We start from the raw sequence: 14,033 nt of genomic DNA on the forward strand, positions 1-14,033 counted from the left end.
ATATTACTCCTTTTTATTGGCTGAACATGCTTGTCAAATAACCAGACTGGCTGTTCGCTTTATTGATAGCTGTCTCCATTGCCGTAAATCTTGCCCAGTATCTATTTTCAATTGTCGTTAATCTATCTTCAAAATCTGAAATTCTTGAACTGTATTGATTCAACAGTTTTCCTAATGTAAATGTGTTATTAACACTTGAAGATGAACCAGCCTTCGTCTTGATGTCGTCCATCGCTACTTTCAAGTTGGCTCTGACCTTCTGTGCAAACCCTTGATCAGCTGTACCAGTAGCACTGCTGTTTTGGAATAGCTTATAAACACTATTAGGATCGGCCGTAATTGCTTCCTTTAGCTTGTCTTCATCGATTACAAGCTTACCGCCTTCTAAATAGTTGTTAGTCGTTGTGATGCCAATATCAGAAAGTCTAGAGAAAGCACCGCCTGTGTTTACGATAGAACCAAGACTAGAACGCATTCTATTCAACACATTAGAAAGAATCTGATCATTCTTTAATGTCCCGCTCTTCGCCTTCTCTTCCCACTTCTTAATCTCATCCTCTGTCATCTCTTCCTTTTGAGCATCAGTCAAAGGAGTATAATCTCTGTACTTCGTCTCACCGATTTTATCGCTGATTTTTTCGATTATTTCGTTGTATTTGTCAACGAAGCCTTTAACGGAGTCGTAAATAGAATCAACATCAGCTGTTGATGAGAATGTTATCGGCTTGCCGGCTTCTGTTACTTGTTTGAGTGTTAGTTCTACACCGTTGATTCGGAAGGTGTTTGATGATCTTTCTGTTTCGATTCCGTTGTATGTGAATTTAGCGTTTGTGCCTAAAGTTCCTGTAGCAGTCTCATTGTTCGAAGGAAGATTTAGCATTGTAAAAAGATTACTATCATCTGAACTTAGAGAAATCTCAGGACCATCAGCAATTCCCCCTGTGTTTTTGGCTGTTAAGGAAAATTGATTTGATGCAGGATCATAAAAGGCTGTGACACCTGATTGTTGATTTATTTTTGACACGAGACTATCCATTGTATCTTTTGTCGGATCTATAGTTATATCCTTACTAGACATAACACCATTTGCATCAATTGCGGATATTGTGATTTTAGTACCAGTTATACCATAAGATCCAAGCGTTTTTGTTGAACTATAATCAGATAGCTGTGTAGAACTTGCTTTTTCTTCTCCATTTGCATCAACCGTACTACTTTTCATTTGCGCAGCCGTTGCAAGCTTATCTATTTGTATTGATCCCGAAAAATCAGTCGTAGATGTTACGTTCTTAACAGACAATGCATCTGAATTAGATGAATTGATTGTTTTCTTAATAAATGTTGATTGTTTTTGCAATCCATCAGATAACAATGTATCCAATGACAGCAACAAGGTGTTCATTTCGCGATAGTCGTCTCGCTGCCACTCTGTATATGTTTTCTTTTGATTTAATTTGTCTAAAGGTACTCTTTCCGCAGTCATTAGCTGTTCTACTAAGGAGTCTATATCCATGCCGCTTGCGAGTCCGCCTATTCTTAAAACCAAATTCCTCACCTCGTACTTTTTTTATATTTAAACTAATAAAGCTGACGCTTTTTTTAAATATAATCATTGATTACTATTATTATCGGCGAGTCTTTTTCAGCCTTTAACATTTTATTGAGATATCTTACTTTTTACCTATATTGAATCTGCTAGGAGAAAGAGCTAGTTAAGAGGATATGCCTATGCTTTTTTAGGGATGACAGCAGCCTTGCCTATTAAAACAAAGAGCTGCTGTCATTAGTATGAATCAAATTTTCTCGTCTACCATTAAGCCCAAATACTCTTTCATCGCAGCATATATATCGAGCATTTTTTCTGAGGGTATTTCTCTGATTACCTCTTTTGTGTCATCATTAATGACTTGTACATAGTACTCTTCCAACTTATCGTGAAGCTGGAATTTAAGAGATGTGTGTGCAGGCTGAATAAATTCATTCATGCTGTTAATCAAGCTTTCCAGATCTTTTCTCTCTTTTTCCTTGCTTGCAGGATCAACAGGCTTATTCTCCTCTATGAGCGGATTAACAGGTGGTTCGCTCACTTTTGTCACACTATTCTCATTATTCTTGTGTTGCTGAGCTGTATAGACGCTATTTGAAGTATACTTTTCTATCATTGGCATTTCCCCCTAAAAAATATATACTACTTCTGTTATATCGGCTGCTTTTTTCCGCTTTTAATACAATGAAAAAGGCAGTTCGGATTTATTTGCCGAACTGCCTTACCTGAATTAATTAAATTGCTGCAAGTCTTATCTTGGCAGGTTCATAGCCAAGTCTTGCAGACTCCATATAATATCTTTTCGCCTTCACGATGCTGCCGATTGCCTCATGATAAACACCTAAGTTATACAGTGCCAAAAAGCTGCCTGTTCCGCTTAAATATTCTGTATGCTTCTTCTTGCTGATATTCAGACATGCTGTAAAGCTGGCCTCTATTTTTGGAAGTAAGTGAATAGCTTCATTTAAATTGTTTAAACAATAATCCAAATAGAAAAGTCCCTTATAAAAGTGAAAATCAGTGACATTGTTTAAGCTTTGTTCATTTTCACGAATGACAATGATTGTTTCTTTGTTGACAAGCTCTTTCCCTGTCTGTAACAGCTCTAATATAAGTTGGTTATAGAAAGCATCATGCTGTTTCACTAGCTCATATGCCTTCTGCAGATGGTCCCAAGATTTATTAAAAGACTTGCTTAACCGGTACTCTTTTCCAAGTTGATAATGGAAATAAGCATCGTTTGGATGTTTCTCAAGTTCCTGAAGCAGGATAGGAATATTTCTTGCACTTTTATCCTTATCGAAATAACCGCTGTGAGAAACAGTCAGCTTCATATCCACTCTTGGGAGGGTTGAATCCAGCTGCTCGTGGATCGCTCCCTTATAGCGGACAGAATTCGGAAAAAATCTGGATATATAGGAGCTTGCTTCGAACTCCTCTCCATCTTTCTTGAACTTGCTGACAATTTTAATTCTGCCGATTTGATTTTGCTTCATGACTTTTTCCAGTTCATTTCTTTTGCCGAATGTTATATACTCGTCTGCGTCCAATACTAGTATATAATCGCCTGTACATTGGTCGATCGCATAATTACGGGCTTTTGAGAAATCATTTTCCCATAGAAATTCAAAAAGCTTTAAGTTGGAATTCTCCTTTAAGATCTTTAATGTACTATCGGTAGACCCTGTATCTACTACTACAATTTCATCCACTATTTTTTTTGCATTTAGTATGCACTTTTTTACTGAGTTTTCTTCGTTTTTGACAATCAATGCTAATGATATTTTCATGTTGTACCTAAATCTTTCAATTGATAGAAATAGCCCTTTGCTTTATGAACTCCCAAACTCTGAACGAAGAAACATCGTCTTGATAATAATGAACAATATTTCGTACCTTCGCTCTCTCTGCAGCAAACTTCTCACTATCTTTTAAGTTTGTTAGAACTTCATCCTGTAGTTGTTGCTGTGTCGTTGCTTTAGCTCCTGGTGTCCACATATCATAATCACCTAAAATAAATCCTCTTGTTGTCTTATACTGCTCTACGTCAATAGGAAGAAAAATGATTGGTTTATCAATTAACAAATAGTCAAAGTATACAGAAGAATAATCTGTCAAAAGCAAATCAAACTTTCCTAAAATATCATACATATCCAGATTGTTTTGTGTCAGCATTTCATGTGTCAACAAATGAACATGATTCCCTAGTTCAATCCCATTTTTCAGCATATACTGTTCTTCAACTGGATGAAACTTGACAATCAATTCTAAATTATTTTTTTCCAAAAACGCAGTAAACTCTTCGGAGTTAAATTTCTCAAATCCAAAGAAATGACTCCTGTTTAAAGTTGTATCCTGCCTGTTGTTAAATGTTACTTTTCTATAAGTTGGCATAAACATGATAAACTTTTTACCCTCTGTTTCAATATGGAACAATTTTCTCAGAATTGAATTATCCTTTTCATGATAGGATTTTATTAATAAATCATTTCGAGGCATTCCTGTAATATGAAATATTTCAGGATCAACTTTAAAGCATTTTGTCATCATTTCACTGAACTTATCAGAGTACGAACATACATAGTCAATATTGCTCCATCTTTCTGTAACAGCATTTCGATCTGCCTCATTTTTATCTGCATGTCCCATTGCCTTTAGAGGAAATCCATGCCATAAATCAATTACAGTTTGATTTAATGTATATTGTTCTTTATCAAAGATTACATTTGCTTCTGTCAAAACAAGAATGTCTGCAGCAAGGACCTTTTGATAATACTCATCTGCCAGTCTTTGCTCTGCGATTTCCACTTCAAAACTATCTAATATGTGTTTAGGCATATTTTTATATAATGCAGCTGTATTAGAAGAACTGCTGTTAGCAGTAGTTACTAGGAGCACCTTTTGTTTTCGTTCTTTTTTTGGAAGCGATTCACTTGGGTAATCATCTGCTAAGATAAGATCTGAAATCTTCCAGTTGCCATTTTCATTGTAAAGCCTTGCAGAATAATGAAGCTTTTCTTTAACGGAAATATTTCCATTATAAATTTCATTAACTAACAGAAAACTTACCTTAGCCTTCATGAAAGAATAATCAATTAAATCAACTTTAGGATAACATACGTATGCTGTCACTTTTTCTGTATTACCTTCTACTTGGTCATCCTGCTGGAGAAGTTCCAAAAAGTCTTGTGAGAAATATCCTGCAAGTTTTTCCTGCACAACAGTCTCCCTTGTTGTTCCTAAATATTCAACCCCATTAATTACAGAATCAAGAATATTATTAACCACTTGGGATTTCCAATAAGAATTATCTTTTATTATGTGAGATACCCTATTATTAGATTGCTGTAGGAACAGCTTTTGATGGTATTGCAATATCAACTCAATATTTTCAACAACCCTTAGATAATGGAACTTTTGAACACTTGCCTTACATGTTTCAACAGAAGGCAAAATGCTCTGATTTTCCCCGATTTTTTGAAGGATATCAGCAAGAGCACGGAAGTCTCCAATTGGATAAATCCAACCGTTTTCTCCATCATTAATAATATCTGATGCACCACTGCAATTTGTCGAAATAACAGGCATCCCTCTTCCAAGTGCTTCCATAAGAACAAGCGGGAGGCCCTCATAGTCTGAGCTCATAACAAGTGCAGTTACTTCTTCTGCAACATTCCAAGGGTCTTCCTGCCAGCCATGAAACAATATTCGATCCTTTATTCCCAGTTCATCTGCTAATTTTCTGATTTTCTCTCCATCGGGGCCTTCACCTATACAATGAAGCCTCCAATCAGTTTCCAGAAGTTCTAGACCTTTAAAAAGAATATCCAACCTTTTCTGATGCTGATCGAGCCTACCAACATAAAGAAGCTCCAGCTTTTTTCCTTCACTTCTTTTTATTGTCTTAAACTCGTTGCGAATGACAGGGTTGCCTACATTATAAATAGGTTGCCCTTCAAATATACTTTTACTGATACTATCTCCGATTTGTGAGGAGATAGCCAGATGACCTTCACTATACCTTAACATAGTTTCATTTCCGTAATATTCTGGTGGACCATGAAGCCACGAAAGTACTGGAGCCATTTTTCCCTTTACGCTTGCAATTGCAGATCGGCATATAAAACTTAAGCTAGGTGCATGTGTTGCAAGGACAATATCTGGCTTCCCTGCCTCTTTCAATTTATTAGCATAGCCTTTGGACAATGTTGGAATGGTCTCACTTTCAAAATTTCCCATTTCTCCATAATAGTAATATTCAGGCAGACTCTGTTCCCAGTCTGGATTTTGGGAAGGATAAGATTGAAAAAATCTTACCCTATGCCCTTTTTTAGTCAACTCTGAGCTGACTGTAGCTATAACATCTTCTAAACCGCCGCGGCCAGCAGCATACACTAATACGATATCAATTATCATTCTTTAACCCCTTTTGAATAATCCTTTTCTATAATAGATACTTTTCCATATAAATGCTTCCTTTAAAAGTCTCTAATGCTTTTTTCACGGTAGCGTTAAACAGGTGATCATCAATTGGGTTTTCCAGTAAGATTTTATAGAATCTGAAATCATTCTCAAACAACAAATTAGCATATTTCGTGAATTCAATAGCATTTTGATCATTTCCAGTCTCAAATAGACCATTTATTATATTTAAGAAATCTTGTTCAGTATAAACATCCCAGTCACAAGCATTATATAATTGAAGGCCCTCCCCTTTAAAATCATTTTCATAAAGAATAGCTGCTGCCTTCGCTAGTGCAGATTCTGTTAGTAAATGTTTATTATTTATTAATTTGGATGCCAAATCATATTTTTTATAGTTCATAAGAATTTGGAGGGAACCTAGGAATAATTCCGGTTCAACTAATTTTTCGACTGTTAAATTATTTAATAATTCAACCAACATACTTATGTGCTCGTCTTCTTCAAAGGCAGCAACAAGCAAAGGTGATTGATTTCCCTCTAAAAGCCTACCTCTTAATAAGTATAAATCAATAATATTTAGCATTTGTTTATTATTTAGACTCTCAACTACTTTTGGATTTAATATATCATTAAACTCTGCTAGATTTCCTGTTCCCGTTAAACAGTAATTTTTAAGTTTGTATATTTTTTCTAACAGTTTATCCTCAATATTATATTTTAGAAACGGCTGAATAATATTTGGTTTCCCTATATCAAAACACCCAGACATATAAGAAGCTAAATTATTTATATTAATTAGGTCATTTCTTTCAATAAATTGTATAATTTCATCTTCAGTATGGAATTTATTTAAAATGTAGATAATCTTTCTTATACAATCACTATCTAACTTATTAATATTCAGTACGTTCATATAGTGGTAAATGGCTTTGTCATATACTTTCTCATAATTGTATATATCCCCAAGCCTTCTGTGCGGCATTTGGTCTTTCAAATCTGGCCTCAAAATAGTATGATTATACCTTTCACTATTGTTAATAATCTCTTCAAAATAATACTTAGCATCATCATATTGTCCTCTAACATAACAAATCTCACCTTTTAGGAAAATCATTTCGAATGAGCCTGGGTATAGTTCTATGGAGTCATTGATAACATTAACTGCATCATTATATCTCTTTAACTGTATTAACACGCTGATTATCTGGATAACAGTAGAAGCCACCCAAGATAATTGATAGCTGCTCTTTAAGTTGTAAGCATTTGTATATGCTTTTAATGCCTCTTCATATTGTCCTTGTGAATAATATTCATTTCCTAAATTGAAATAATCAAATGCATTATTACTTTCCAGCATTTCTTTATCAAGAAGATCTTTATTACGTTCATTCTTTCCTTTCTCTGCTACAGTCTGATTCATGTACCCAGAGTGAAATACTGAAAGCCTCGCTATACTTCCGTTCAGAGATTGACCGTCAACACCTTTTAATTGTTCATGAATAGCACGATAATAGGCAATTTCACCGTTATTCTTATACACACGATCATGATAATTCTGAATTAGTTTCTCCCCATACAAACCGGTAAAGTTTATTATTTTCACGCCATATGTGTCAAATTGGCCATTATCTTCTTTTAAACCATTAATAAATTCATGATAATTTTCCTCATCAATAAATTCATCTGCGTCAAGTACTAAAATCCAGTCACTAGTTGCCTGTTTAGCCGCATAATTCCTTGCAGCAGAGAAATCGTTAATCCATTCAAAATCAAATAATTTGGATGTATATTTACTTGCAATCTCCTTTGTTTTGTCTGTTGACCCTGTATCTACAATAATCACTTCATCAACTAAATGTGCGACTGACGATAAGCAGCGATCCAGTACATTTTCTTCATTTTTTACAATCATACATAATGATACTTTTATATCCACGCTAATTCCTCCTGATAATTAGTAATGCTAATAAAAATATCGTGCTTTAATAAAACGAAGCACGATATTTCGATAGTACTACTAAAGTATTTTATTATTGAAGTAATTGAAGTACGCCTTGTGGCTGTTGGTTTGCTTGAGCAAGCATTGATTGAGCTGCTTGAGCAAGAATAGAGTTTTTCGTTTGGTTCATCATTTCTTTCGCCATATCTACGTCACGTACACGAGATTCTGCAGCAGTCAAGTTCTCAGAAGATGTATCCAAGTTGTTGATTGTGTGCTCTAGGCGGTTTTGCAATGCACCTAGGTTTGAACGTTGTGTAGAAACTGTTTTAATTGCAGCATCTAATGTTGAAATTGTGCCACTTGCAAGCAGGTTACTTCCTACTGAAATATTAGCAGCTGTAAGACCAAGGCTAGCTGCACCCATTCCACTAATAGAGAAGTTGATAGTTTGTCCATCATTAGCTCCTACTTGTAGTGTTGCAGAGAATGAACCTTTTAATAGGTTTTGTGTGTTGAACTCAGTTGTATTAGCAATACGGTCAACTTCAGACATTAATTGGTTTAGTTCTGTTTGAATTTGAGTTCTGTCATCAGTAGTATTTGTATCGTTACCACCTTGTACAGCTAGCTCACGCATACGTTGAAGAATTGCATGTGTTTCATTCAATGCACCTTCAGCTGTTTGGATTAGAGAGATACCATCTTGTGAGTTACGAGATGCTTGATCCAAACCGCGAATTTGTCCACGCATTTTTTCAGAGATTGCTAGACCAGCAGCATCGTCACCAGCACGGTTGATACGTTGACCTGAAGACAATTTCTCCATTGATTTAGATTGAGCAGTTGTTGCAGAACTCAATTGACGGTATGTGTTTAATGCAGCGATATTGTGATTAATTCTCATTGTAAAGCTTCCTCCTTGAATTTAGTGTCCACATCCTTGTGAACATTCTATTTTTAAAGTCAGGGAGAATTTGTCTTCCCCGCTCTACTTTATATATCGGACAGACAGTTTTTTGTTTAACTTTTTTTATGATGTTTTTTTATAATTAATTCTCAGCAATTCCTGCCTGTAGAATTAATTATAAAAGCATATAAATGAAATTTCATTTTGCTCACCATTCAGAAAAGGAATAACAACTATCTTGAAAAAGCAAGGAGGAGCATACACAAAGAGATTAAATCTTAGTATAAAAATTCTTTATTTTTATTGTTTACATATACATTGTTTTTCATACAAAAATAAGGAAAAATTTCAGCTTATCAAACGTTTTTATAAACTACAAAAAGAGGACTGTCAAATATCGACAATCCTCTATCTAATAAAATTATTGCAGTAATTGTAGTACACCTTGTGGCTGTTGGTTTGCTTGAGCAAGCATTGATTGAGCTGCTTGAGCAAGGATAGAGTTCTTTGTTTGGTTCATCATTTCTTTCGCCATGTCTACGTCACGTACACGAGATTCTGCAGCCGTCAAGTTCTCAGATGATGTATCCAAGTTGTTGATTGTGTGCTCTAGGCGATTTTGTAATGCTCCAAGGTTTGAACGTTGTGTTGAAACAGTTTTAATTGCTTCATCTAATTTAGAGATAGAAGCACTTGCTTGCGCGTTTGTTCCTACACTAATTGTTCCTGATATCCCTAGACCATCAGCATCCATTGCGCTGATTGTAAAGTTGATAGTTTGTCCATCATTAGCTCCTACTTGTAGTGTCGCGGAGAAACTTCCACCTAGTAGGTTTTGCGTGTTAAATTCTGTTGTATCAGCAATACGATCAATTTCTTTTGTTAATTGGTCTATTTCTGTTTTAATTTGTGCTCTGTCATCAGTAGTGTTTGTATCGTTACCACCTTGAACAGCTAGTTCACGCATACGTTGAAGAATTGCATGTGTTTCGTTCAATGCACCTTCAGCTGTTTGGATTAGAGAGATACCATCTTGTGAGTTACGAGATGCTTGATCCAAACCGCGGATCTGTCCACGCATTTTTTCAGAGATTGCTAGACCAGCAGCGTCATCTCCAGCACGGTTAATACGTTGACCTGAAGACAATTTCTCCATTGATTTAGATTGAGCAGTACTTGCGGAGCTCAATTGACGGTATGTGTTTAATGCAGCGATATTATGATTGATTCTCATTGTAAAATTTCCTCCTTGAATTTAGTGTCCACATCCTTGTGAACGATTAATGTTTTTTATAGATTGAAGAAGTTCTGCAGCCCTTCCCCTCTCTACTATATTTATCGGGAGGACAACTTCTTAGTTAACCGGTAGATTATTCCACAAAAACAACGCTATTGTGCTTAGGAAACCCTTCCTCTTACCTTAAAAATATAATGATAAATAATAAGTAACTATCCAATCGTTATAGGATTTTTTTCAATATGAATCCTAACTAGTGAGAAAAGGAGTTTACCAATAGAGAACATATAGAATAAACAACAAAAAAAGGACTACCTAAACTAGGTTATCCTCTTTATGAAAATTATGACAACAAATTAATTTAGCAATTGAAATCAGCCTATGGCTGTTTGTTTACTTGAGAATCCTATTCTTTTGTTTTTGAACTAACCACTAACCAATCAAATAATTTAATTCAGTATAGAAATCATGATAATAATTATCGTGATAATGAAGATTAAATATTTTTCATAGCCCGTCTAATTTAATTCAATCTAGTGTAAAACAAGTGGAACTGAATAAGGCTAATATAAAGAGTACTTCTAACTTTTCCAAGTAAGATAAAAAAGGAAATCATCACTCTCCTTTTAATAGTTAGTAGTTTGTCTTTTTGCCGCTTCCATTTTACCTAGTATATTCCTCATTAAGTTTACTAGCTGCTTCATTGAATTGGCATCTAAAAGTGAGGAATATTTGTTAGCCTCCTGCATAATTACTTGGAATCCTTGTGTATGGAGGACTATATTATCTTCTACAGTAGTAACCCAGTTATTTATTTTAGTTAGGCAATAAATAGTAACGTCAGAATTTTTGCTACCGATAGCGGAGCTTAGTATATACCAAACGTTCCATAAGAGTACTCTATTAAGATAGCCAATAAGTAATTTCAGGCATTCTTCCCCGATTTTTTTCTTAGTTATGTATGTAGTAGACAGTTCAATTGCTTCTATTAAATCATCCATATGTTTATATAAATTAGTTTGGATAAGTTGAGTTAAAGATTGGCTAACACCTGACCTTTTTCTGTGATAGTAAGTCACGCTGGGTACAGAATAGATTTTTGAGGCGTTTATATATGCATTAACAATAAAAGGTTGATCCTCGAAATAATTTACACCCTCAGGAAAGGTTATGTTCTTTACCAATTCCCGTTTAAATAGTTTACCCCAACAGTATATCAAGTAGAATAGCTCTGTGTTCTCATGAAGAATTTTTTCTCCTTCTACTTGTAACCTTGGGAATTGTGTAAACATGTCTGCTGAAGCAACAACACCATCTGTAAAAGAAGCATGAACACCAGTTACTAAATCGGCATCATTAGTGATGGCTGCATAATAGAGTGTTTCAATAGAGTTTTCTAATAAAAGGTCATCGCTATCCATGAAAAATACATAGTCGCCGTTCGCTTCCTTTATCCCCTTATTTCTGGCTGCCGATACTCCCATATTAGATGCTTGTCGAATCACTTTAATATTTAAATGCTTTTGCTCATAGTCTAGAGCTCTCTCATATGTACCATCCGATGATTCGTCATCTATAAATATATATTCAACTTCATTCAGTGTTTGTTTTAACAGTGATTGCATCGTCTCTTCTATCAGGTCAATGACATTGTACAGTGGTATTATGACACTTACTTTAGGATTACTTAAACTCATATATTTTACACCCTCAATCAATTTGTTATAAATTTTCTTTTTATTACTAAGTAAACATTAAACCTTTCCCTCTAGCATCATATTACAGGCAATATAGGATTCACTGTAAGCAGTAGTAGTTTAGTAGGTGGCTCCTGGAATTTATTTGGAAAATGATAGAAAAAAGGTAAATTCTGTAACCAGAAATCTCCTTATCACCTGTGTTTACAGATAGATTTAGAAAAAAGAGCTCCCTATAATAATAAAGGCAGCCCTTTCTCAATTAATAAAATTATTGAAGTAACTGTAGTACGCCTTGTGGTTGTTGGTTTGCTTGAGCAAGCATTGATTGAGCTGCTTGAGCAAGGATAGAGTTCTTTGTTTGGTTCATCATTTCTTTCGCCATGTCTACGTCACGTACACGAGATTCTGCAGCCGTCAAGTTCTCAGATGATGTATCCAAGTTGTTGATTGTGTGCTCTAGGCGATTTTGTAATGCTCCAAGGTTTGAACGTTGTGTTGAAACAGTTTTAATTGCTTCATCTAATTTAGAGATAGAAGCACTTGCTTGCGCGTTTGTTCCTACACTAATTGTTCCTGATATCCCTAGACCATCAGCATCCATTGCGCTGATTGTAAAGTTGATAGTTTGTCCATCATTAGCTCCTACTTGTAGTGTCGCGGAGAAACTTCCACCTAGTAGGTTTTGCGTGTTAAATTCTGTTGTATCAGCAATACGATCAATTTCTTTTGTTAATTGGTCTATTTCTGTTTTAATTTGTGCTCTGTCATCAGTAGTGTTTGTATCGTTACCACCTTGAACAGCTAGTTCACGCATACGTTGAAGAATTGCATGTGTTTCGTTCAATGCACCTTCAGCTGTTTGGATTAGAGAGATACCATCTTGTGAGTTACGAGATGCTTGATCCAAACCGCGGATCTGTCCACGCATTTTTTCAGAGATTGCTAGACCAGCAGCGTCATCTCCAGCACGGTTAATACGTTGACCTGAAGACAATTTCTCCATTGATTTAGATTGAGCAGTACTTGCGGAGCTCAATTGACGGTATGTGTTTAATGCAGCGATATTATGATTGATTCTCATTGTTAATTTTCCTCCTTGAAATTGTTATCCACATCCTTGTGGACGAATTTATTGTATAGATTAAGGAAGTTCTGCAGCCCTTCCCCCCTCTACTATATATATCGGCAGGAGAATTTTTTATTTAGCTGTATTTCATTTGTAAGTTTTTCCATAGAAAGAATATCTTTAAAACACAATTCCTATATATATAAATCGATTCACAGCCACTCAACTGGAAAGTATCATAAAACATAAAAGGACCGCCAAAAATAGGCAGTCCTTTCCCAGAAGTACGCAGCCAATTATTGAAGTAATTGAAGTACGCCTTGTGGTTGTTGGTTTGCTTGAGCAAGCATAGATTGAGCTGCTTGAGCAAGAATAGAGTTTTTCGTTTGGTTCATCATTTCTTTCGCCATATCTACGTCACGAACACGAGATTCTGCAGCAGTCAAGTTCTCAGAAGATGTATCCAAGTTGTTGATTGTGTGCTCTAGGCGGTTTTGCAATGCACCTAGGTTTGAACGTTGTGTAGAAACTGTTTTAATTGCAGCATCTAATGTTGAAATTGTGCCACTTGCAAGCAGGTTACTTCCTACTGAAATATTAGCAGCTGTAAGACCAAGGCTAGCTGCACCCATTCCACTAATAGAGAAGTTGATAGTTTGTCCATCATTAGCTCCTACTTGTAGTGTTGCAGAGAATGAACCTTTTAATAGGTTTTGTGTGTTGAACTCAGTTGTATTAGCAATACGGTCAACTTCAGACATTAATTGGTTTAGTTCTGTTTGAATTTGAGTTCTGTCATCAGTAGTATTTGTATCGTTACCACCTTGTACAGCTAGCTCACGCATACGTTGAAGAATTGCATGTGTTTCATTCAATGCACCTTCAGCTGTTTGGATTAGAGAGATACCATCTTGTGAGTTACGAGATGCTTGATCCAAACCGCGAATTTGTCCACGCATTTTTTCAGAGATTGCTAGACCAGCAGCATCGTCACCAGCACGGTTGATACGTTGACCTGAAGACAATTTCTCCATTGATTTAGATTGAGCAGTTGTTGCAGAGCTCAATTGACGGTATGTGTTTAATGCAGCGATATTGTGATTGATTCTCATTGTAAATTTCTCCTCCTTGAATTATATGCCCACATCCTTGTGGACTGTCTTTTATAGGATTAGGGAAGGTCGGCCGCCCTTCCCCTCTCTACTTTATA

At 35.6% G+C, this 14,033-nt stretch carries 10 protein-coding genes; all 10 read right to left on the reverse strand.

From position 1 onward, the window contains the following. Positions 1 to 13: 13 nt before the first annotated feature. The 10 genes from L8T27_RS16805 to L8T27_RS16850 all read right to left on the reverse strand — a co-directional run bounded on the left by L8T27_RS16805 (position 14) and on the right by L8T27_RS16850 (position 13,935). Positions 14 to 1,546 carry a flagellar hook-associated protein 2 gene (locus tag L8T27_RS16805; RefSeq protein WP_237941922.1) on the reverse strand — a complete coding sequence of 511 codons (1,533 nt, stop codon included), beginning with the start codon at positions 1,544 to 1,546 and terminating at the stop codon, positions 14 to 16. Positions 1,547 to 1,793: 247 nt separating this feature from the next. Then, positions 1,794 to 2,162: a flagellar protein FlaG gene (gene flaG / locus L8T27_RS16810; protein WP_237941923.1), complete on the reverse strand. Its 369-nt coding sequence runs from the start codon at positions 2,160 to 2,162 to the stop codon at positions 1,794 to 1,796. Between the two features lie 118 nt (positions 2,163 to 2,280). After that, positions 2,281 to 3,336, reverse strand: coding sequence for a glycosyltransferase family 2 protein (locus tag L8T27_RS16815; protein WP_237941924.1), 1,056 nt, complete (start codon positions 3,334 to 3,336; stop codon positions 2,281 to 2,283). A gap of 16 nt (positions 3,337 to 3,352) precedes the next feature. Beyond that, a complete protein-coding gene (locus L8T27_RS16820; RefSeq protein ID WP_237941925.1) occupies positions 3,353 to 5,962 on the reverse strand; it encodes a CDP-glycerol glycerophosphotransferase family protein in 2,610 nt (869 codons plus the stop codon). A 28-nt stretch (positions 5,963 to 5,990) separates the two neighbouring features. Continuing rightward, positions 5,991 to 7,907, reverse strand: a complete 1,917-nt coding sequence (locus L8T27_RS16825; protein WP_237941926.1) for a glycosyltransferase — start codon at positions 7,905 to 7,907, stop codon at positions 5,991 to 5,993. Between the two features lie 94 nt (positions 7,908 to 8,001). Beyond that, the gene (locus L8T27_RS16830; RefSeq protein ID WP_237941927.1) at positions 8,002 to 8,817 is read right to left on the reverse strand and encodes a flagellin N-terminal helical domain-containing protein; all 816 of its coding nucleotides are present in this window, start codon (positions 8,815 to 8,817) and stop codon (positions 8,002 to 8,004) included. A gap of 424 nt (positions 8,818 to 9,241) precedes the next feature. Continuing rightward, on the reverse strand, positions 9,242 to 10,054 hold the full coding sequence (locus tag L8T27_RS16835; RefSeq protein ID WP_237941928.1) for a flagellin N-terminal helical domain-containing protein: 813 nt from the start codon (positions 10,052 to 10,054) through the stop codon (positions 9,242 to 9,244). Positions 10,055 to 10,683: 629 nt separating this feature from the next. Then, a complete protein-coding gene (locus tag L8T27_RS16840) occupies positions 10,684 to 11,754 on the reverse strand; it encodes a glycosyltransferase family 2 protein (RefSeq protein ID WP_237941929.1) in 1,071 nt (356 codons plus the stop codon). A 271-nt stretch (positions 11,755 to 12,025) separates the two neighbouring features. Then, entirely contained in the window at positions 12,026 to 12,838 is an 813-nt protein-coding gene (locus L8T27_RS16845) for a flagellin N-terminal helical domain-containing protein (protein WP_237941928.1), read from the reverse strand. 281 nt (positions 12,839 to 13,119) lie between these two features. Continuing rightward, positions 13,120 to 13,935 (reverse strand): flagellin N-terminal helical domain-containing protein, encoded by an 816-nt coding sequence (locus tag L8T27_RS16850; protein ID WP_237941927.1) that lies wholly within the window; start codon positions 13,933 to 13,935, stop codon positions 13,120 to 13,122. Positions 13,936 to 14,033: the final 98 nt, after the last annotated feature.

It is taken from the genome of Niallia sp. Man26 (assembly GCF_022049065.2).
Classification (GTDB): domain Bacteria; phylum Bacillota; class Bacilli; order Bacillales; family Cytobacillaceae; genus Niallia.

What these genes read in the sequence shown, in the direction of transcription:
- flaG (WP_237941923.1), bottom strand. Translation starts at nt 2,162, where the DNA reads ATGATAGAAAAGTATACTTCAAATAGCGTCTATACAGCTCAGCAACAC.
- L8T27_RS16815 (WP_237941924.1), bottom strand. Translation starts at nt 3,336, where the DNA reads ATGAAAATATCATTAGCATTGATTGTCAAAAACGAAGAAAACTCAGTA.
- L8T27_RS16820 (WP_237941925.1), bottom strand. Translation starts at nt 5,962, where the DNA reads ATGATAATTGATATCGTATTAGTGTATGCTGCTGGCCGCGGCGGTTTA.
- L8T27_RS16830 (WP_237941927.1), bottom strand. Translation starts at nt 8,817, where the DNA reads ATGAGAATTAATCACAATATCGCTGCATTAAACACATACCGTCAATTG.
- L8T27_RS16835 (WP_237941928.1), bottom strand. Translation starts at nt 10,054, where the DNA reads ATGAGAATCAATCATAATATCGCTGCATTAAACACATACCGTCAATTG.
- L8T27_RS16840 (WP_237941929.1), bottom strand. Translation starts at nt 11,754, where the DNA reads ATGAGTTTAAGTAATCCTAAAGTAAGTGTCATAATACCACTGTACAAT.
- L8T27_RS16845 (WP_237941928.1), bottom strand. Translation starts at nt 12,838, where the DNA reads ATGAGAATCAATCATAATATCGCTGCATTAAACACATACCGTCAATTG.
- L8T27_RS16850 (WP_237941927.1), bottom strand. Translation starts at nt 13,935, where the DNA reads ATGAGAATCAATCACAATATCGCTGCATTAAACACATACCGTCAATTG.